The sequence below is a fragment of the Streptomyces sp. HUAS MS02 genome, assembly GCF_055702265.1.
Map to the genome: position 1 here is coordinate 4,817,430 of NZ_CM146747.1, position 17,664 is coordinate 4,835,093.

18 protein-coding genes and 1 pseudogene are annotated in these 17,664 nt (G+C 70.2%); 8 read left to right on the forward strand and 11 right to left on the reverse strand.

Going from position 1 to position 17,664, the window contains the following annotated elements; genetic code table 11:
• Positions 1-31 precede the first annotated feature (31 nt).
• Positions 32-1,648: a methionine--tRNA ligase gene (metG, locus tag ACZ9QC_RS20625; RefSeq protein WP_472921486.1), complete on the forward strand. Its 1,617-nt coding sequence runs from the start codon at positions 32-34 to the stop codon at positions 1,646-1,648.
• Positions 1,649-1,718: 70 nt separating this feature from the next.
• Here metG and ACZ9QC_RS20630 read toward each other — a convergent pair whose 3' ends face one another.
• Together ACZ9QC_RS20630 and ACZ9QC_RS20635 are read right to left on the reverse strand one after the other, a co-directional pair.
• Positions 1,719-1,928, reverse strand: a complete 210-nt coding sequence (locus tag ACZ9QC_RS20630) for a DUF397 domain-containing protein (RefSeq protein WP_472921487.1) — start codon at positions 1,926-1,928, stop codon at positions 1,719-1,721.
• Between the two features lie 92 nt (positions 1,929-2,020).
• A pseudogene (locus ACZ9QC_RS20635) lies at positions 2,021-2,257 on the reverse strand (helix-turn-helix domain-containing protein); the annotation flags it as partial.
• 499 nt (positions 2,258-2,756) lie between these two features.
• On the opposite strand from ACZ9QC_RS20635, the gene ACZ9QC_RS20640 reads away from it, so the two are divergent.
• The 3 genes from ACZ9QC_RS20640 (at position 2,757) to ACZ9QC_RS20650 (ending at position 4,361) form a co-directional block, all read left to right on the forward strand.
• Complete coding sequence (locus tag ACZ9QC_RS20640) at positions 2,757-3,728, forward strand: helix-turn-helix domain-containing protein (RefSeq protein ID WP_472921488.1); 972 nt, start codon at positions 2,757-2,759, stop codon at positions 3,726-3,728.
• Between the two features lie 26 nt (positions 3,729-3,754).
• Complete coding sequence (locus ACZ9QC_RS20645) at positions 3,755-3,934, forward strand: hypothetical protein (RefSeq protein ID WP_472921489.1); 180 nt, start codon at positions 3,755-3,757, stop codon at positions 3,932-3,934.
• Positions 3,935-3,995: 61 nt separating this feature from the next.
• Positions 3,996-4,361 carry a PH domain-containing protein gene (locus tag ACZ9QC_RS20650; protein WP_472921490.1) on the forward strand — a complete coding sequence of 122 codons (366 nt, stop codon included), beginning with the start codon at positions 3,996-3,998 and terminating at the stop codon, positions 4,359-4,361.
• A 48-nt stretch (positions 4,362-4,409) separates the two neighbouring features.
• On the opposite strand, the gene ACZ9QC_RS20655 is transcribed toward ACZ9QC_RS20650, so the two are convergent.
• The 4 genes from ACZ9QC_RS20655 to ACZ9QC_RS20670 all read right to left on the reverse strand — a co-directional run bounded on the left by ACZ9QC_RS20655 (position 4,410) and on the right by ACZ9QC_RS20670 (position 8,279).
• Positions 4,410-4,835, reverse strand: a complete 426-nt coding sequence (locus ACZ9QC_RS20655) for a universal stress protein (RefSeq protein WP_472921491.1) — start codon at positions 4,833-4,835, stop codon at positions 4,410-4,412.
• 5 nt (positions 4,836-4,840) lie between these two features.
• Positions 4,841-6,358 carry an APC family permease gene (locus ACZ9QC_RS20660; RefSeq protein ID WP_472921492.1) on the reverse strand — a complete coding sequence of 506 codons (1,518 nt, stop codon included), beginning with the start codon at positions 6,356-6,358 and terminating at the stop codon, positions 4,841-4,843.
• 80 nt (positions 6,359-6,438) lie between these two features.
• Positions 6,439-7,683, reverse strand: a complete 1,245-nt coding sequence (locus ACZ9QC_RS20665; RefSeq protein ID WP_472921747.1) for a saccharopine dehydrogenase family protein — start codon at positions 7,681-7,683, stop codon at positions 6,439-6,441.
• 437 nt (positions 7,684-8,120) lie between these two features.
• Entirely contained in the window at positions 8,121-8,279 is a 159-nt protein-coding gene (locus ACZ9QC_RS20670; protein WP_472921493.1) for a hypothetical protein, read from the reverse strand.
• A gap of 691 nt (positions 8,280-8,970) precedes the next feature.
• Between ACZ9QC_RS20670 and ACZ9QC_RS20675 the strand changes: the two genes are divergently transcribed.
• Together ACZ9QC_RS20675 and ACZ9QC_RS20680 are read left to right on the forward strand one after the other, a co-directional pair.
• Entirely contained in the window at positions 8,971-9,822 is an 852-nt protein-coding gene (locus ACZ9QC_RS20675) for a CAP domain-containing protein (protein WP_472921494.1), read from the forward strand.
• A gap of 190 nt (positions 9,823-10,012) precedes the next feature.
• A complete protein-coding gene (locus ACZ9QC_RS20680) occupies positions 10,013-10,936 on the forward strand; it encodes a hypothetical protein (protein ID WP_472921495.1) in 924 nt (307 codons plus the stop codon).
• A 146-nt stretch (positions 10,937-11,082) separates the two neighbouring features.
• On the opposite strand, the gene ACZ9QC_RS20685 is transcribed toward ACZ9QC_RS20680, so the two are convergent.
• From ACZ9QC_RS20685 to ACZ9QC_RS20695, 3 genes are read right to left on the reverse strand one after another with little or no spacing between them, the layout of a single operon-like run.
• Complete coding sequence (locus tag ACZ9QC_RS20685) at positions 11,083-12,969, reverse strand: carbohydrate-binding domain-containing protein (protein ID WP_472921496.1); 1,887 nt, start codon at positions 12,967-12,969, stop codon at positions 11,083-11,085.
• Positions 12,966-13,796, reverse strand: a complete 831-nt coding sequence (locus ACZ9QC_RS20690; protein ID WP_472921497.1) for a polyphosphate polymerase domain-containing protein — start codon at positions 13,794-13,796, stop codon at positions 12,966-12,968. Before ACZ9QC_RS20690 ends, ACZ9QC_RS20685 begins: the two co-directional genes overlap by 4 nt.
• Positions 13,793-14,422, reverse strand: coding sequence for a DUF4956 domain-containing protein (locus ACZ9QC_RS20695; RefSeq protein WP_472921498.1), 630 nt, complete (start codon positions 14,420-14,422; stop codon positions 13,793-13,795). The genes ACZ9QC_RS20690 and ACZ9QC_RS20695 overlap by 4 nt, the downstream gene beginning before the upstream one ends.
• A 364-nt stretch (positions 14,423-14,786) precedes the next feature.
• Between ACZ9QC_RS20695 and ACZ9QC_RS20700 the strand changes: the two genes are divergently transcribed.
• Both ACZ9QC_RS20700 and ACZ9QC_RS20705 read left to right on the forward strand, forming a co-directional pair.
• Positions 14,787-15,455 (forward strand): pathogenesis-related family 1 protein, encoded by a 669-nt coding sequence (locus tag ACZ9QC_RS20700; RefSeq protein WP_472921499.1) that lies wholly within the window; start codon positions 14,787-14,789, stop codon positions 15,453-15,455.
• Positions 15,456-15,502: 47 nt separating this feature from the next.
• Positions 15,503-16,225, forward strand: coding sequence for a hypothetical protein (locus ACZ9QC_RS20705; RefSeq protein ID WP_472921500.1), 723 nt, complete (start codon positions 15,503-15,505; stop codon positions 16,223-16,225).
• A gap of 92 nt (positions 16,226-16,317) precedes the next feature.
• Here the strand turns inward: ACZ9QC_RS20705 and ACZ9QC_RS20710 are convergent, their stop codons facing one another.
• Together ACZ9QC_RS20710 and ACZ9QC_RS20715 are read right to left on the reverse strand one after the other, a co-directional pair.
• Positions 16,318-17,043 (reverse strand): GOLPH3/VPS74 family protein, encoded by a 726-nt coding sequence (locus ACZ9QC_RS20710; protein WP_472921501.1) that lies wholly within the window; start codon positions 17,041-17,043, stop codon positions 16,318-16,320.
• A gap of 70 nt (positions 17,044-17,113) precedes the next feature.
• Complete coding sequence (locus tag ACZ9QC_RS20715; RefSeq protein WP_472921502.1) at positions 17,114-17,650, reverse strand: hypothetical protein; 537 nt, start codon at positions 17,648-17,650, stop codon at positions 17,114-17,116.
• Between the last annotated feature and the right edge of the window lie 14 nt (positions 17,651-17,664).

The following is a 17,664-nucleotide window of genomic DNA, read 5'->3' on the forward strand; positions in this document are numbered from 1 at the left end:
TCGATCTTCACCGGGCCAGTAGGATTTCGGCATGGCGGCCACTGGAACCGAGAAGCAGGGTGGCAAGGCGTTCTACGTCTCCACCCCCATCTATTACGTCAACGACGCTCCTCACCTGGGCCACGCCTATACGACCGTCGCAGGCGACGTGCTCACCCGCTGGCACCGTCAGCGTGGCGAGAAGGTGTGGTACCTCACCGGCACGGACGAGCACGGTCAGAAGATCATGCGTACCGCCGATGCCAACGGAGTGACTCCGCAGGAGTGGTGCGACAAGCTCGTCGAGGAGGCGTGGAAGCCCCTCTGGGAGCACCTGGAGATCGCGAACGACGACTTCATCCGCACCACGCAGAAGCGGCACACCGACCGCGTCCAGGAGTTCGTGCAGGACCTGTACGACAAGGGCGAGATCTACAAGGGCGGTTACGAGGGCCCGTACTGCGTCGGCTGCGAGGAGTACAAGCTCCCCGGCGAGCTGCTCGACGGCGAAGGCGACTTCGCGGGCCAGAAGCTCTGCCCGATCCACAAGAAGCCCGTGGAGATCCTCAGCGAGGAGAACTACTTCTTCAAGCTGAGCGAGTACGGCGACAAGCTCCTCGCCCACTACGAGGCGAACCCCGGCTTCATCCAGCCCGAGTCCGCGCGCAACGAGGTCGTGAACTTCGTCCGCCAGGGCCTGCAGGACCTGTCGGTCTCCCGCTCGACCTTCGACTGGGGCATCCCGATCCCGTGGGACGAGAAGCACGTGATCTACGTGTGGGTCGACGCGCTGCTCAACTACGCGACGGCGGTCGGCTACAACGAGAACCCGGAGAAGTTCGAGGCCACCTTCCCGGCGGACGTCCATCTCGTGGGCAAGGACATCCTCCGCTTCCACGCGGTGATCTGGCCGGCGATGCTGATGGCGCAGGGCCTGCCCCTCCCCGGCAAGATCGCGGCGAACGGCTGGCTTATGGTCGGCGGCGAGAAGATGTCGAAGTCGAACCTGACCGGCATCAAGCCGCAGGACCTCACCTCGCACTTCGGTGTCGACGCCTACCGCTGGTACTTCCTGCGCGCGATCGCCTTCGGCCAGGACGGCTCGTTCTCCTGGGAGGACTTCTCCGCCCGCTACACGAGCGAGCTTGCGAACGACTACGGCAACCTCGCCTCCCGGGTCGCGGCCATGGTCGGCAAGTACTTCGGCGGCACCCTGCCGGAGGCCACGGCCGACGGCGAGGCCGAGAGGGCGCTGCACGAGGGCCTGGCCAAGGCCGTCACCGAGGCCGACCGCAAGATCGGCGACGAGCTGGACTTCCAGGGCGGCATCCTCGCCGTCTTCGACTTCGTCAAGCAGGTCAACGGCTACATCACGGAGCAGGAGCCGTGGAAGGTCGCCAAGGACACGAGCGACGAGGGCAAGGCCCGCCTCGCGACGATCCTCTACACGGCCGCCGAGTCCCTCCGCGCCGTCGCCGTCCTGCTCAACCCGATCATGCCGGACACCTCCGCCCAGCTCTGGGACTCCCTGGGCGCGGAACCCACCCTCGGCGCCCTCGCGGACCAGAAGGTCCAGGACGCGGGCGAGTGGGGCATCCTCCCGTCCGGCTCCACGATCACGAAGGGCGCGATCCTCTTCCCGCGCCTGGAGGAAAAGCCGACCGCGTAGCGCACAGCCACCACACAGCGGGGGCCCGGGAACGACAGCCGTTTCCGGGCCCCCGCTCTGCCATGAGGGGTCAGGTCCCCGACGTGTACGTCACGAAGTCCGTCCAGGCTTCCGGGGCGAAGCCCAGGCGGGGGCCCTCGGTGTTCTTGGAGTCGCGGACGTGGATCGTGCCGGGGGTCGTGGCGATCTCGACGCAGGAGTCGCCCTCAGGGCCATCGCTGTAACTGCTCTTGAACCACGCCAGTTCGGAGGCGTCCCCGGAAGAGGCCTTGCGGATCATGTGTCTCCCAGCAGTTGCTCGATGAAGGCCAGCGACTCCCGTGGAGTGAGAGCCTGTGCCCGAATGGTGCTGTACCGCAGCTCAAGGATGCGGTACTCAGGCCGAGGGATCCGCTTACCCCCCTCGATCTTGTAGACAAGGTCCTCCCCGTACCCCACCGCCTCCCCGAACTCGGCGGCCCGCATCCCCACGGCCTCCCGCCGCAGCTTCAGCTGCCGCCCCACGGTCGCGACGACCGCCACACCCCAGTCGTCGTCCGGGTCCACCTCCCAACCCGGCTCGTCCGCCTCGGTCTTGAGCCGACCCGCGTCACCGTCAACCCGCTGCATCCCGCGCCCCTCCGTCGTGCCGCTGTGCCGCAACGCCCCTACCCGTACGCCCGCCGCCGACAGCCCGGGCACCACCGGACAGACTCCGGACAGTCACCGCGCGAATCGTCATGGTCACGCTTCACGGTAGGCACTCACGGACACGCACGACGACCGCCCTGCCCGCCCCACCGCAGGTGGCACCGTGACCCAGGGCTCCATGCTTCGGTGCCGCCGGCGCTCTTTCCCAAGGACCACGGGAGAGAAAGAACCCCACCAAGCCCCACCCCTCCCGCCCGCAGCGCAAACTCACTCCCGCGAGTGAACATCGCCAACTCAGCTGGATTCGGGACCGGTTGTCTGGCCTAGGCTCGGCGCGGCACCACCACAGCCACGGACGTCCGCAGCAGGCATCCGCAGCGGACATCCGAACCAACAACCGCAGACATGCGACGGCCCCCGCCGGGACGGCAATCCCAAGGGCGAGGGCCTGACCACCGAGGAAGAAGAGAGCTTCCCGATGGATACCCAAGACCCTAGCGCGCCCCCGCGCGCCCAGTCCCGTACAGCGGGCAAAAACCACCCGCGGTGGGACCGGTACCCAGCCGCCGACGGGAAGCCCCGCCCCGGCGGCGTCATCCATGACAACGCCCGCCACACCACCCGCTTCACGGTGATCGGCAACCACCTCGCCCAGCACCCGGCGCTGTCGCTGCTGGCAATCGGGCTCGCCACGCACATCCAGTCGCTCCCCACCGGAGCTCCGGCCGACATCAAGAGTCTCGCCGCCCGCTTTCCCGAAGGCCCGGACCGTATCGCCGCCGCCCTGCGCGAACTCGAAGCCCACGGCTACCTCCGCCGCACCCGCGAACGCGTACCCGGCGGCCGGATCGTCACGCGCACGGTCTCCTGCAACAAGCCCGGACACCACGACACGACGACGTCCGACACGCCCCGGAAGCCCGCCCGCCGTGCCGCCACGGACGAGCGCCCACCCCGCAAACGCCTGCCCGCCGTCCCTCAGCCCGCCTACTCCTCACCCACCCTCCTCCGCACGGCCACCGACCTCCTCGCCGGCCTCCGCCGCCACGACCCCCGCCTCCTCCTCTCCGAGACCGACGCCGAGCACCTCGCGCCGGGCGTCGTGGCCTGGCTGGAGCGCGACGTCGTCCCCACCGCCGTACGCCATGCCCTGGCCTCGGACCTCCCCGACGAACCCCTGTACCGCCCGGCGGCCTTCCTGGCCCATCGCCTGGGCGCCCAGCTCCCGCCCCTGCCACCGTTCCGCGCCCCGCAGTCACCACCAGCGGTCCTGTACCCGGTCCGGAACTGCCGTGCCTGCGACCGCGGCTACCGCGGCCCTGATCCCCTCCGCTGCGACGAATGCGCGACCAGCGGCAGGACGGACCCGGTATCTGGCCGACTTCCCGAAGTCGCCGACAGCCCCGACACACGCGCCGAGCGGGCCGGAAACGGGGGGCGAAGTGGCTGACAACCGCATTTCAGAGCCGCGCCAGGATGAGAGCCCGATTCGAGGAGCCCGAGGAACTGCTACGCATGCGGCCCGGCCTCGGAGACAACGTGCACTTCCTGGTCCGCTTCCGCCAGCAGCTGGACTCCCTGGGCATCGCTCGATCCGCCGAGTACACGTATCTCGGCCAGGCCGCCGAACAGACATCGCTGCCCTTCGAGCCATAGGCAGCGGCTACACACATCGGGAAGAAGCAACCCGTATGTCCAGGTGTGCGTCTCTGTGTGCATGGCACTGTTCGGAAACGCGCACACCGTCAATCCCGGCAAGGCCCAGCAGGACTACGGACGTCTGCTGGGTCACGGGGAGCAGGTTCACGCCGCGTTCCTGCTGATCCGCGACACCATCCTGTTCACCGACCGCCGGCTGATCCTGATCGACAAGCAGGGGCTCACCGGCAAGAAGGTGGAGTACCACTCGATCCCGTACCGCAGCATCACGCACTTCGCGGTCGAGACGGCCGGCCACTTCGACCTCGACGCCGAACTGAAGATCTGGCTCTCCGGCACCCACGAACCGATCGAGAAGACGTTCACCAAGGGTGTCGACATCTACGAGGTGCAGGCGATCCTCACGCAGTTCGTGGCCCGCTGACTCGGTGAACCGATGCCCCGATGACCCACCGGTCGCCTCCCCTCGCCCTCATTCCCTCTCGTCCTCGCCCGGGACGCAGAGCACCGGGAGACGGGACAGGTGCAGGAGTTTGTGCGGGGTCGAGCCGAGGAGGGCGCCACGCATCGGGCTCTCACCCCAGGTGCCGACCACGATGAGCCGGCCGTCGTGGCGTGCGGCGGCGTCGAGCAGGGCCTGGGCCGGTTTCTCGTCGACGAGGTCGACGAGGGTGGGGACCCCCGCCGCGTCCGCCGCCGCCACCGCGTGGTCGAGGGCGATACGTCCGGCCTGGTGGAGGGCCTCTCGATGGGCCCGGTACTCCTCGCCCATGCCCCCGGGTGCCGCCGCCGCGTAGACGAGGATGAGGGGTTCGCCATAGACGGCCGCCACCTCGATCGCGACCCGCAGCGCACGCAGCGCGCCCGGTGACTCGTCGTATCCGAGAACGATCGCCATCTTCCTCAGTCCTCCCTGCCGTTGACGCCTTGGACGCCGTGGACGAGGTCGGGGTCGGGCACGCTCGGCCGTTCCGACCAGAAGGCTGGGGTCGTCACGCGGAGTACGACCATGATGACCACACCGGTGAGCGCGATGCCAAGGCCGATGACCAGTGGCGGGCCGAGGCCGAACCAGGAGACGCCGCTGTAGGAGTTCTCGGGGTCGGACATGTCGGAGACCGACTCCACCAGCAGCCAGGCCAGGAGCCCGGCACCGACCAGCGGGCCGAGGCCGATGAGCAGGAAGTGGTGGAGGCTCTCGGTGAGATGGCGGCGGTAGTAGACCGCGCAGGCGAGGCCGGTGAGGGCGTAGTAGAAGGCGATCAGCAGGGACAGCGCGGTGAGCGAGTCGAAGAGGGCGTTCTCGCTGATGAGGTTGACGACGACGTACCAGGCGATGGCGATGCCCGCGACCCACCAGGTGCTCACGTCGGGGGTGCGGAACCGGTGGCTGATGTGCCCGAAGTGCCGGGGCAGCGCGTGCCGGCGGGCCATGGACAGCGCGGTGCGGGACGCCGGGATGATCGTCGTCTGGGTGGAGGCCAGCGCGGACGTGGAGACGGCCAGCAGGACGACCCAGTCCCAGCCGCCCATCACCTCACCGGCGAGCAGCGCGAAGATGTACTCCTCTTCCTCGGCGTTCTCGGTGAGGTAGTCGGTGCCGGCGTAGGCGACGACCGCGTAGGCGACCGACACGTACGTCACCAGCAGGATGACCGTGGACCAGACGCCGGCCCTGCCGGGGGCGGTCGCCGAGTCCTCGACCTCTTCGGTGAGGTTGACCGCCGACTCCCAGCCCCAGTAGATGAACACGCCCAGCAGCAGCGCGCCGGTGAGGGCGGAACCGCCGGGGCCGAAGGGGTCCAACCAGGTGATCGACGGGTCGATGGAGTCCAGGGTGCCGGTGTCGGCATACACGCGGTAGAGCGCGACGGCCGCGAAGGCGAGGAGGCAGACGACCTGGGCGAGGATGAGGACGTTCTGCACCCTGGCCGACAGTTCGGTGCCGATGACGCAGACGGCCGTCATGACGAGGATGAGCAGCACGGTGAGCGACTGGCGTACGAAGTCGTCGTCGACCCAGCTGTCGAGGCCGAAGGCGAGCAGGCCGAAGCTCACGGCGACGTCCGCCAGCGAGCCGACGACCAGGACGCCGGTCATGGCGATGGCCCAGCCGCCGAGCCAGCCGGCCCAGGGGCCCATCGCCCGGGTGACCCAGGAGAAGGTCGTGCCGCAGTCCTGGTCGACCTTGTTGAGGTAGTAGAACGCCGAGGCGATCAGCAGCATCGGCACGAACGACGCCACCAGCACTCCGGGGGCGTAAATGCCGACGAGCGCGACGACCGGGCCGATGACCGCCGCCAACGAGTACGCCGGGGAGGTGGAGTTGAGCCCGATGACGAGTGCGTCGAGGAACGTGATCGCGTTCGGCTTCAGCCCTTCGTCGTCGGGTGGGCGGGCTTCGGCGGTGACGTCGGCCATCAAACGGTCCCTCGCTCCGGCTGCTCGTGGGTGGTTCCGGACAACAGAGGGCTCAACATGGAGCCAAGGGACTTTCTACGCTATCCGGGCGCTCCTGCCGTCTCCTCACGCATGCCCCACGGCGAGCCGTACTCCGTCAGCAGATCGAGGAAGGGGCGGGGCGGCAGTGCCTCAGGGCCGAGCACCCCGGTTCCCCGCCACGCTCCGGTGGCGATGAGTTCGAGGGCGACGACGGGGTTGACGGCGGTCTGCCAGACGACGGCCTGGGAGCCGTACTCCCGCATCGACCACTGGTTGTCGACCACGTGGTACAGGTACACCTCGCGGGGCCGTCCGTCCTTGACTCCCTTGACCCAGGTGCCCGCGCAGGTCCGGCCGCGCATACGGTTCCCGAGGCCGGCCGGGTCCGGCAGACAGGCGGCGACGACGTCCCGTGGGGAGACCGCGGCCGGGCCCGCGGCCGAGGCGACCGTGACCGGGTCGGTCCGGTCCAGCCCCAGCTTGTGCAGGGTCTTGAGCACGCCGATGAACTCGTCCCCCAGGCCGTACTTGAAGGTGACCCGCTTGGTCTTCACCCACCGGGGGACCAGCAGCACTTCCTCGTGCTCGACGTTGACGCACTCCACCGGGCCGATGCCCTCGGGGAAGTCGAAGACCTCCGGCTCGCTGAACGGCGGTGTGGTGAACCAGCCCCGGCCCTCCTCGTAGACGACCGGCGGGTTGAGGCACTCCTCGATGGTGGTCCAGATGCTGAAGGAGGGGGCGAAGTCGTAGCCGTCCACGACCAGATCGGAGCCGTCGCGGATACCGATCTCCTCGATGCCGTCCTCGTCGAAGAGTTCGTCGGCGGCGTAGCGGGCGAAGACGTCCGACAGGCCCGGCTCCACACCCATGCCGACCAGGGCGAGCCGGCCGGCCCGCTCCCACTCGGCGGCCCGTTCGAACTGCGCGTCGCCCAGCTTGACCCCGCACTCCTCGTAGGGGCGGGTCGGGTGCGGCCTGGACAGGGACATCGCCATGTCCAGGTAGTGGGCGCCGTGCGCGAGCGCCGCGTCGAACAGCGGCGGCACGAACCGGGGATCGGCGGCGTTGAGCAGTACGTCGCAGCGGTGGCCTTCCAGCGCGGTCCGTACGGCGCCGGTGTCCGAGGCGTCGAGCCGGACCGCCGCGAACCTCCGCGCCTCCGCGCCGAGGGCGGCGACCGTCGACTCCGCCCGGGTCACGTCGTAGTCGGCGACCACCAGATGCTCGAAGAACGCCCGCCGGGCCGCGATCCTGGCGACCGCCCCTCCCACGCCTCCCGCCCCGACCATGAGAACTCGCACCACGCAGTACTCCTTCGTCCGGTCCGCCCTGCTAGGCCCGTCCGCGGAAGCAGTTCCCTGCCGGTTCGGCGGATCTGGGCGACATCAGCCGAATTCTCCCGCGAAGCAACCGATTCGACCATTCCTCACGCACCGCACGATCGATCCCACGAATACCCGATCACACGTCGGCGCCCCAGCGCACGGCAGTCGCCGACCACGAGGACTCTCTCGGCACCCGGACCGGCCGGGAACGCGACATCCTGCGCCGGAATCCGCAGGGGAGTCGGCGGCCTGCCGGGGACCAGGTCCACGTGGTTCCACCGTGGAGAACGGATGAGGCTTCAGATGTCGCACGGCCTCTGTGCCCGGGCGCCCGGGACCGAGCCCTCGGGAAGCGAGGTTGCGGTATCGCCGTACATCTGCCCGCCTAGTGCTCGCAGGACGTCAGGAACCTTCTACTTGATGTGCTCCATCACCTTCTTGAACTCCTCGGTCGGGGAGAACTCGACGACCTCGACGACCTCGACGTCCTCCAGGGCTTCCGGCGAGTGGCCGGGGGCCCAGTAGTAGGCCTCTCCCGCCTCGTAGAAGTCCTCACCGTCCTTGGTGCCCATCCTCAGCCGTCCGCTGACGAGGTGGCCCCAGTGGGGGCACTGGCACAGGTCGTCGGGGAGTCCTTTTGAGCGCCGGGGCCATGTCGGTGCCCTTGGGGAGCTTGATGAAGGCGACGGTCATGCCGCCGCCGATCTCGTGGACGCGTACCTCAAGACCGTCGCCCTCGATCAGCACGGAGGTTCCCGTCCGCGTGGCTGCCGTCATGATTCCTCCACGACCGGATCACTGCGGGCTCCGTGCGATCTCCGCTTCTCCATCCAGTCTGTGCCCGTCCCGCACACACCTCGAATCGGGGTGACATGCGTCACGGCCGAATTGCCCATGATGGAGCCGATCGATCCGTTTCAGCAAAGCGACAAATGCCGACCCTCGAAGCCCCATCCGGCATTTGTCGCACAGGCGGCGAATCCACCTGGCCATCCACCCCGGGGACGCCCGCGCCAACGCTGTCGGGAGAAACGGCTTTCCGCCTGATCCCAGGGCGGGTTCGGGCGCGGGGAGCACCATGGCGGCCCACCACACACATGCGCTCTCACCCCCTCCGAGGGCCTCGTCGACGCACTCCGAAGCCAGCACACGTGTTCGTTGCCCGGTGCGGTGAGGGGTCCCCATAATGACCGGGCTCACCAGAGGCCACGGCCTGCCAAGGGGTCGATTGCGTCGAAGTCGGACCATTCAGTGAGGCCACGCATGTCACGCACGAGACGAACGAACAGTCACCGCCGCAGGACGAAACGGTCGGCGGCGCGGCAGCCCAGGACGACGCGCCGGAAGATAGCCGTCGCCACCGCTCTCGTGGTGGCCGCGGGCGCCGTGGGCATCCCGACGGCCGCCTGGGTCGGCGGTGTCGGGCCTGGCGACTGGAGCAGTGTGGCCTCCTCGTGGTGGGGAGGGCAGAAGGCGGACACTGATCTTCCCGAGTCCTCGCGCACCCCCTCCACGTCCGCGACGCCTTCCGCCGAGAGCACCCCGGACACTCCGGAGAGCTCCCCGAGTCCGGCCCGTTCCAAGGCCAAGGCGAGCGCGTCTCCCTCCAAGTCCGCGAGCCCGAAGCCCAAGTCCACCCCGGAGGCCGCCAAGACCCCGGCCAGGACCACGCCGCCGCCGGCCCCGAAGGCCACCCAGGCCGACCGCACCCCCGCCGCCTCCTCCGGCAACACGGCCTCCGGCCCCACGGCCCAGGTGCTGAACCTGGTCAACGCCGAACGCCAGAAGGCGGGTTGCTCGCCGGTGACCGTGGACGCCAAGCTCACCAAGGCGGCCCAGAACCACAGCCAGGACATGGCCGACCACCAGAACATGTCCCACACCGGCTCCGACGGCTCGGACATGAGTGTGCGGCTCTCCCGTGTCGACTACCGCTTCAGCACGGCGGGCGAGAACGTCGCCGCCGGGTACGGCACCGCCGCGAGCGTCATGGACGGCTGGATGAACAGCCCCGGCCACAAGGCGAACATCCTCAACTGCGCCTTCAAGGAGATCGGCATCGGCCTGGCGGGACCGGGCAACTACTGGACCCAGAACTTCGGCTCACAGGCGTAACCGCCGAGGTGCCGTGGGAGGGCGGCGGCGCCGTGGCGGGTGACGAGGAGTATGCGGGCGGGGTCACGGACGGCAAGTTCGTCTGGTGCGAGCCGACCACGGCGGTGTGAACGTTTCTTCCTTACTCGAAAGAGCGATCCCGCCTCAAGTGACCCCACAACGGTGCAAGATGGCCCGTAGGTTCCACCACATGGTCACTTCAGCCCACGAGGGCCTGCACCGCATCTTCCAGGAAAAGCCCGAGATACTCGCACCCGTCTTCGGAGTGCTGGGCCTCCCCTTTCCGGAGAAGGCGACCGTGGACGCGCTCACCACCGACGTGACGGAGACCAAACCGATGGAGCGGCGCGTGGACACCGTGCTGCGCATCGGCCCGTCCGACGGGGAGGACTTCATGCTCGCCGTCGAAGTACAGGGCGAGCGAAAGCCGGACAAGGAGAGGAGCTGGCCGTACTACGTCGCATACCTCCAGTCCAAGTACCGTCTGCCCGTACTGCTGCTCGTCGTCTGTCAGGATCGGCGCACCGCGAAATGGGCGTCAGGCCCCTTCGACTGCGGTACGCGCGGCTGGATCACTCAGCGAACCCACCCCATGGTCGTCGGGCCGGACAACCTTCCGGCGATCATCGACCCGAGGACCGCGGCGAACAACCTCGCCATGGCCGCCTTCTCCGCTCTCGCACACGCCCGCAGCGCTCAGATCAACGACATACTGGACGCGATGGGCCGCGCCCTTCAGGAGACGGACGGGAAGGCAGCCGACTACTTCTACGAATTCCTGGAAGTCAATCTGCGGGGCACTCCCGCCGGAGAAAAATGGAGGGACATCATGAGCTTCGTCAGTTACTTCCCCGGTCGTGGGACAGTCCGCGAGACGGCTTACCTGGAGGGGGAGGCCAAGGGCGAGGCCAAGGGAGTCCTGCGCGTCCTGGAGGTGCGTGGCATTCCCGTCACCGACGACGTCCGCGAACGCATCACCACATGCTCCGACCCCACCCGAGTCAGCGCCTGGCTCGACCGGTCCGGCACGGTCACGCACGCGGAGGAACTCTTCGCGGAGGACCCGGAGAACTCAGGAGCCGCCGATGCCCCGTCCGGTGAGGGCCTCGTATGAGCCCTGGTCTGCCCCCTGCGGGGTAATCGGGCCATCGCGGCATCGAGCGGCTGAGTCCGGTCACGTGCGGCAGCACCACTGTCGCCGCCAGGCCGACAGGGCCCGGCGGCGATGGCGGATTGCCGGCTCCCCTCTCCGTTCAGCCCTCAGCCCCGGTTCCCACCCCCGCCCGGACCGCCCCCGAAGCCGCCGCCCTCCGGGGCCTCGCCCGCCGTGACCGTGGCGATCTTCTCCGCCGAGCCCAGCTTCCCCGAGCCCGCGAGACCGCCGGTGTCGGATCCGGAGGCGGAGCCGCCGGAGAACACGCCGTACTCCTCGCCGCTCTTGATCCCGGCGGCCGAGTACACGACGTTCTGGATGGTCTTCGAGGTGACGTACGACGCCACGACGTCGCCGTCCGCGTCGACGATGTGCAGGGTGGTGCCCGCCTCCACCGACGCGTCCAGGGTCGCCGACAGCCACCCCTGTTCCGACTCCTCGTCCGGTGCGACGACCATGCCGGCGCTGCCGGAGGCCAGCAGCGTTCCGCCGCTGACGGTGAAGCTGCCGTTGACGTCGAGCGCTCCGTTGCCGCCCGCCTCGGGGCCGTTGACGACGATCGTGCCGCCCGTGATCTCGGCGGTGCCGTTGGAGTCGAAGCCGTCGCCCTGGGAGTTGAGGACGAGCGTGCCGCCGGTGACCTTGGCGGAGTAGTCGCCGACCTCCATGCCACCGCCCCCGCCACCGGGACCGCCGCCCGGGCCGCCCTGCGCGTCCTCCTCGGAAGTCGCCTCGCTGCCGGAGGCGTTGACGCCGTCGTCGTCGGAGGTGACCGTCGACGTACCGCCCCTGACCAGGATGTCCTTGCCCTCCAGGCCCTCGTTGGAGCCGGTGATGTCCAGAGTGCCCGCGCTGATGACAAGGTCGCCCTCGGCGTGGATGCCGTCGTCCCCGGCCGCGAGGGTGACATCGGCGCCGTTGAGGTGGACCGCCGCGTCACCGTGCAGCGCGTCGGCGGAGGCGTCCACGTCGACCGTGCCGCCCTCCAGCACCGTGATCACCCCCGACTTCAGCCCGTGCGCCGAGGTGTCGTCGGACGCCTCGGCCTTCACGGTGAGCTCGCCGCCGGTGACGACGAGGTCGGTGGCGGCGTCCACGGCGTCCCCGCCCGCGGTGACGGAGACCGTGCCGCCCGCGACGGCGATGTACCCCGCGTCCTCCTCGTCCGCGTTGTCGGACTTCAGCCCGTCGCCCTTCGCCGTCACGGTGACCGTGCCACCGTCGACCACCAGGTAGTCCTTGCCCCGGATGCCGTCGTCGGCGGCCTCGACGGTGATGTTCCCGCCCTCGACGACCAGACCGTCCTTGCCGGCGATGGCGTCGTTGCCGTTCCCCCGCACCGTGAGCGAGCCGCTGCCGCCGATCGTGAGGTCGCCCGCGCTGTACAGGGCGGCGTTCGCCTCGGCGTCGTCGGCGTAGGAGTCGGTGTCGCTCAGCTTGTTCTCGCTGCCGTCCGCGAGGACGACGACCAACCGCTCGGCCTCGGTCGCGGCGATCGCCGCCCCGGAGGAGCTGGAGATGTCGACGCCGTCCAGGACCAGCTTCACGGTCGCCTCGGGGGCGGTGATCACGATCTGTCCGTCGTCGAGGGACCCGCTGAGCACATAGGTCCCGCCGGCGGTGATGGTGACGGTGGCCCCGTCGACGTCCACCCCCTTGCCCTCCACGGAGGCCGAGTCACCCTTCAGCTCGACGGCGACGGCCTCCGACGCCTCGGACTCCTCGTACTCCGTGTCGCCGTCCTCGGCGTGCGTCTCCTCGTTGTCGGCGAGGACGGCCGCCGCGTCCCGCGTCCCGTCCACGGCCGCCGCCGCGCTCGCGCTCGACGAGGAGTCGGACGACGCCGAGCCGGAATCGCTCCCGGCGGAGCACCCGGCCAGCGCGGCGGTCGCGAGAACGACGGAGGCGAGGGCACCGGCGGTCTTCGTACGGAGCCCGCGCGCCCTTCTCGTCCAGCCGGTCCACGTGGTCCACGAGTTCCTACGGAGGTTCATGCGGGGCTCCCGTTCGGTGCAGGTGCGGTGGGGAAGTGGCGCCGCAGGACGGGCAGCCAGCGGTTGGCGGGCAGGTCGGGCCGCAACGCGGCGAGCCCGGTGCCGTACTTGGAGACAGGGCGGGGCCGGTGCCCGAGCGACCACAGCAGCCGGTCGGCGCCCGAGCCGGCGCGGCCCGCCTTCGTCTCGACGATGGTCCGTTCGGGGGTGCGCAGCTCGGTGCCGTCGGGCAGCGCCCAGTTCAGGTCGGTGTCGACGGTGACCCGGCTGCCGCTGCCCGGCAGGAAGAGGGTGGTGCGCAGGTAGCGGGTGGTGAGCGCCGGCACGAGGTGGAATCCGTGCGGGTCGATGCCCGCCGCACGGAGCACGTCGTCGGCGTACGCCCGTGCCTCGGGGCCCAGCCGCCCCAGCTCCCCGTCGTACGGGACGCGCTGTTTGACGGTGGTGCCGCGCGGGCCGCGCGTCTTGACCTCCAGAAAGTGCTGCCCGGACGCCAGGTAGGTCCGTATGCGCAGTTTGAAGCGGCGGCGACGGCGGTGGGCGGCGGCCAGATAGCCGTCCATGTCCGGGGTGTCGAAGTACACGGACCGGTACGCGAACCGCCGCTCGCCGTCGACCTCCAGGACCCGAACTCCCCCGGTCTCGACTTCGCCCGACCGGGAGGGGTCCCCGCCCTCCAGCCCGCCGACCACGAAGGGCAGGTCGGTCAGGGGCAGCATGTACTTGCGGTCCAGCCGGGTCAGCAGCTCGGCGCGGTCGACGAGTTCGTCCAGGCCGATGGGGCGCAGCGCCCCGACCACGGGGGCCACGGAGTCCAGGGCCGTCATGCCCGGACCCCTTGCTCCCGTCGGCGCTCCCGCTCGACCCGGCCGCCGGCCTCGCGCGACTCGCGCGGTGCGCGCGGGCCCGCGCCGGTGACGAGGTACCGGACGTCGACCAGGGTCATGTCGTTGACCAGGTCGACGCTCTGCACGGAGAGATTCACCACGCGCCCGCCCAGCAGTACTTCGAGGTGGGCGCGCAGGGCGTCCTCGTCGGTGTAGGCGGCGTCCAGGCGCATGCTGCGCTGCCGGTACCGGCCGAACAGCCGGGGGTGGTCGCCGACGTACATCGTGGCGACGATCAGTGCCATGAGCAGCGTCGACAGGAGGTTGACCCGCTCCGGCAGCCCGGCCAGCAGACCGAGCGCGAGTGCGGAGAAGTAGTACGCGATCTCGTGCTGGGCGATCTCGTTGGACCGCAGCCGGATGATCGACAGGACGCCGAAGAGCCCCATGCCGAGGCCGATGCCGACGGACAACGAGCTGAGCGTCATCGCCACCGCGAGAACGCCGACGTTGACGCCGAGGAAGGCGGCGATGAGGTCCCGGCGGTGGTGGCGCGGGAAGTAGACCGCGAAGGTCAGCACGGAGATGGCAGCCAGATCGGCGACCACGAGAAGGGTCTGGTCCATGTCAAAGGACGATCGTGGGTCAACCTTTGAGCGCGCTTTGCCTGGCCTTAACCGAACTTGAGAAGTCCCACGGGCCAACGGGGGGTGAACCCGGTGCCGCCCTGCGAGGCCCGCTCGGTCACGGCTCGCCGCCTCCGCCCTCCGATCGGACCGTCTCGGCGGGCACCCATCCGGAGGTCACGGTGCAATGGCCTGGGCCCGACGAGTCCCATGGGCGCCGAAACCCACCCCGGCTCCGATTCCCCCGATGGGGTGGCAGGTGATCCGGTCCGCACCCGTCCGGAGCCCGTCCTGCCCTACAAGTAGCTCCGCCGGTAAGGCAGTTGAAGAGGTCGAAGAGTCGGAGCAGAAGGAGGCACGAGTGGTGCGACGGGACAGGGCGCGGACGATGGCCGCGGCGACCGCGGCGGCGACGCTGGCGCTCACCCCGGGGGCGGCCCAGGCCGTCGGCCCCCGGCCCCCGGTCGTGGAGACGGTCACCCCGCTCACCGCGACGGCGGCCGGGGTGACCGGTGCCGGGGTGACCGGAGTGGCTGGGGTGCCCGGGATGCCCGAGGTGACCGGCGTCGAGGTGACCGGAGCCGGGTCGGTGGCGGCGGCGACCCCGACCGCACCGAAACCGGAGATCAGAGCCTTCCTGACGGTCGTCAACCAAGCTCGGGCGGATGTCGGCGTCCCCCCGCTGGTCTGGGACGAGTCCGTCGCCGCGCAGGCCCGCTCCTGGGCGAGGGTGCGGGTCGCCGACTGCGCGCTCGTCCACTCGAACAGCCGCTACGGCGAGAACCTGGCCAAGGGGTCGAACCCTCGCTACTCGCTGGCGGACGCGGCCCGCCTCTGGCTCGACGAGAAGGCGGACTACGACCGCCCCTCCAACTCCTGCGTCAACGACCGGGAGTGCCTGCACTACACGCAGCTGGTCTGGCGTGGCTCGACCCGCGTCGGCGCGGCCAAGGCGAAGTGCGGCAACGGCTGGACCTATGTGGTGGCCAACTTCGACCCGCCGGGGAACTGGGTGGGCCGACGGCCGTACTGACCGGGGAAAGACCGGAGAAAGACCGCGGGGGCCGTGATAATCCCTCCATGGCCCCGCCCCCACCCGCGCCCCTCCCCGAACAGCTCCAGCAGCTCCTCGACGACGTGTTGGCCGTCGGCGCCCCCTACGGGCTCGCTCTCACCGGCGATCACGCGGCGCAGGCGCACGAGCTGGTCGAGGCGCGGCCGCCCGGCCGGGACCTGGAGGCGGCGACGGAACACGCGGCGCCGATGGAGGAGATCGCGGCCGCGGTCCACGCGGGTCTCGCGGAACGCGGCTGGCTGGTGCGCACGGTGGAGATGGCCCCGCTCAGCTCCCGCCTCCTCGTCACCGAACCCACCACGGAGGAGGAACGCGTCCTGGACCTCCTGAAGGAGACCCTCTGGCACCCGCCGGTGGAGACTCCGCTCGGCCTCGCCCTCTCCCTGGAGGACGTGGTCGGTACGAAGGTCCGGGCCGTGGCCGACCGGGGCACGGCCCGCGACCTGATCGCCGTACACGCGGCCACCGCCCACTGGACCGTCGTCGAACTGGAGGAACTGGCCCGCCGCCACACCTCCGCCACGTCCACCGCGTTCGACCTCGCCGACCTCCAGGCCCGGCTGGAGGGCACCGAGTGGCTCGACGACCGGGAATTCACTCGCCACGGCCTCGACTCCGACGCCGTCCTGGAACTCCGCCGCTGGGCCCAGAACTGGGCCGGCGACATCGCCGAACGCCTCCTGGAAGAGGAGGCCCTGGCATCCCCACCGGAGGAGGAACCCGAATGACGGGCACCTCCTGAGCCGACGCCCCTTCAGGGGCGCGGGTAACCGCGCGAAGAACCACGACGTGCGCGCGGCCGCCCTCGCGCACGTGATCCTCAGGTCACCGCCGTGATCACCACCACCGTCGTCACCATCGTCGCCGCCGTGAGCGCCGCAGCCGTCGCCGCCGCGGTCTCGGCCATCCGGCGCAGGGTGGGGTCGGCCCAATGCCGCTCCGCGATGTCGGCCATACGCTGCCGCACCGGTGAGTCCTCGGAGTCGGCGTCCGGGAAGGCGAGGGTGTGCAGGTCACCGTGGTGGAGCAGGCTGATCAGGGCGGCGGTTCGGGGATCGGGGTCGGCGCCCTCCAGCACCACCTCCGCCAGCCGCCCGCGCAGGGCCGACTCCACCGTGCCGTCGGCCTCCGGATACCGCGTCGTACGGAAGACGAGCAGGACCCGGCGCTTCTCCTCCCGGATCAGGCCCTTGTCCAGGACACCCCGCAGCGCGGCCTCGTACTCCGCCGTGCTGTGCTCGTGGATCCACTTCCCGACGTCGTCCGGCAGACCCACCCCGCCCAGCCCACCGGCCCCCTCGGCCCCCTCGGATCCCTCAGCCCCCTCGGATCCCTCAGCCCCCTCGGCTCCTTCGGCTCCCTCGACCCCGTCGCCCGCACCCGACAGTGTCCGCTCCAGCAGGCTCGCCGCCGCGATCGCGTAGGGCGTCCGCAGGGGGAGCCGGGCCTCACCCGTGGTGTCGTCGAGCGAGAGGAGGAGGATCTCCTCCCCGAGGGTCGTGGGGGCGGGCACCGGCGCGGGAGTGGAGTCGATCGACATGGTCATGATCGGTACGACGCCTGCGGCCGACCGGGAGTTCCGAACAAACCCACGGTGACACTGGTCCGCGTCGAGTTCACGAAGCGACAGTGACCGACCTGCTCGCGTCGCCGACGGGCCGACCGGACTTCCGCACGACCCGGCTGACCTGGTCGAGCGGCCCGCTGATCGCCGTACGGACCGACGCCACCGCCGTCACCTCCCCCTCCCCCTGACCACCGCCGTCAGACCCCGCACCCCCGCCCCCACCCGCCCCCGGGTCCATCCCCAACGCCGCACGGGCCTCCCGCACATGGCGCAGCCCCTCGACCGCCGTCCGCGTGACCCGCGCGTACTCGTCGGACGTGCGGGCCGTGCTCAGCTGGGCGCGGGCGGTGCGGAGGCGTTCGGTGGCGTCGGTCAGGGACTGGGCCGCGCTGCCGCCCGCCCGTGCCTGGGCCCGTACGTCGATACCGGCCAGGCTGCCGTCCAGCCGGACGACCCAGCGGTTGGCCTCGGCCTCCGCGTCCAGGTCGGACGACGGAGTCGGATCCTCCACCGACCGCCGCCGCGCGACGATCGCGACCACCGCCCCGACGATCAGCAACAGTGCCACCAGCACGGCCAGCTTCATGGCCCCCTCCTGCA

What these genes read in the sequence shown, in the direction of transcription:
- metG (WP_472921486.1), top strand. Translation starts at nt 32, where the DNA reads ATGGCGGCCACTGGAACCGAGAAGCAGGGTGGCAAGGCGTTCTACGTC.
- ACZ9QC_RS20630 (WP_472921487.1), bottom strand. Translation starts at nt 1,928, where the DNA reads ATGATCCGCAAGGCCTCTTCCGGGGACGCCTCCGAACTGGCGTGGTTC.
- ACZ9QC_RS20640 (WP_472921488.1), top strand. Translation starts at nt 2,757, where the DNA reads ATGGATACCCAAGACCCTAGCGCGCCCCCGCGCGCCCAGTCCCGTACA.
- ACZ9QC_RS20645 (WP_472921489.1), top strand. Translation starts at nt 3,755, where the DNA reads ATGAGAGCCCGATTCGAGGAGCCCGAGGAACTGCTACGCATGCGGCCC.
- ACZ9QC_RS20650 (WP_472921490.1), top strand. Translation starts at nt 3,996, where the DNA reads ATGGCACTGTTCGGAAACGCGCACACCGTCAATCCCGGCAAGGCCCAG.
- ACZ9QC_RS20655 (WP_472921491.1), bottom strand. Translation starts at nt 4,835, where the DNA reads ATGGCGATCGTTCTCGGATACGACGAGTCACCGGGCGCGCTGCGTGCG.
- ACZ9QC_RS20660 (WP_472921492.1), bottom strand. Translation starts at nt 6,358, where the DNA reads ATGGCCGACGTCACCGCCGAAGCCCGCCCACCCGACGACGAAGGGCTG.
- ACZ9QC_RS20670 (WP_472921493.1), bottom strand. Translation starts at nt 8,279, where the DNA reads ATGGGCACCAAGGACGGTGAGGACTTCTACGAGGCGGGAGAGGCCTAC.
- ACZ9QC_RS20675 (WP_472921494.1), top strand. Translation starts at nt 8,971, where the DNA reads ATGTCACGCACGAGACGAACGAACAGTCACCGCCGCAGGACGAAACGG.
- ACZ9QC_RS20680 (WP_472921495.1), top strand. Translation starts at nt 10,013, where the DNA reads ATGGTCACTTCAGCCCACGAGGGCCTGCACCGCATCTTCCAGGAAAAG.
- ACZ9QC_RS20685 (WP_472921496.1), bottom strand. Translation starts at nt 12,969, where the DNA reads ATGAACCTCCGTAGGAACTCGTGGACCACGTGGACCGGCTGGACGAGA.
- ACZ9QC_RS20690 (WP_472921497.1), bottom strand. Translation starts at nt 13,796, where the DNA reads ATGACGGCCCTGGACTCCGTGGCCCCCGTGGTCGGGGCGCTGCGCCCC.
- ACZ9QC_RS20695 (WP_472921498.1), bottom strand. Translation starts at nt 14,422, where the DNA reads ATGGACCAGACCCTTCTCGTGGTCGCCGATCTGGCTGCCATCTCCGTG.
- ACZ9QC_RS20705 (WP_472921500.1), top strand. Translation starts at nt 15,503, where the DNA reads ATGGCCCCGCCCCCACCCGCGCCCCTCCCCGAACAGCTCCAGCAGCTC.
- ACZ9QC_RS20710 (WP_472921501.1), bottom strand. Translation starts at nt 17,043, where the DNA reads ATGACCATGTCGATCGACTCCACTCCCGCGCCGGTGCCCGCCCCCACG.
- ACZ9QC_RS20715 (WP_472921502.1), bottom strand. Translation starts at nt 17,650, where the DNA reads ATGAAGCTGGCCGTGCTGGTGGCACTGTTGCTGATCGTCGGGGCGGTG.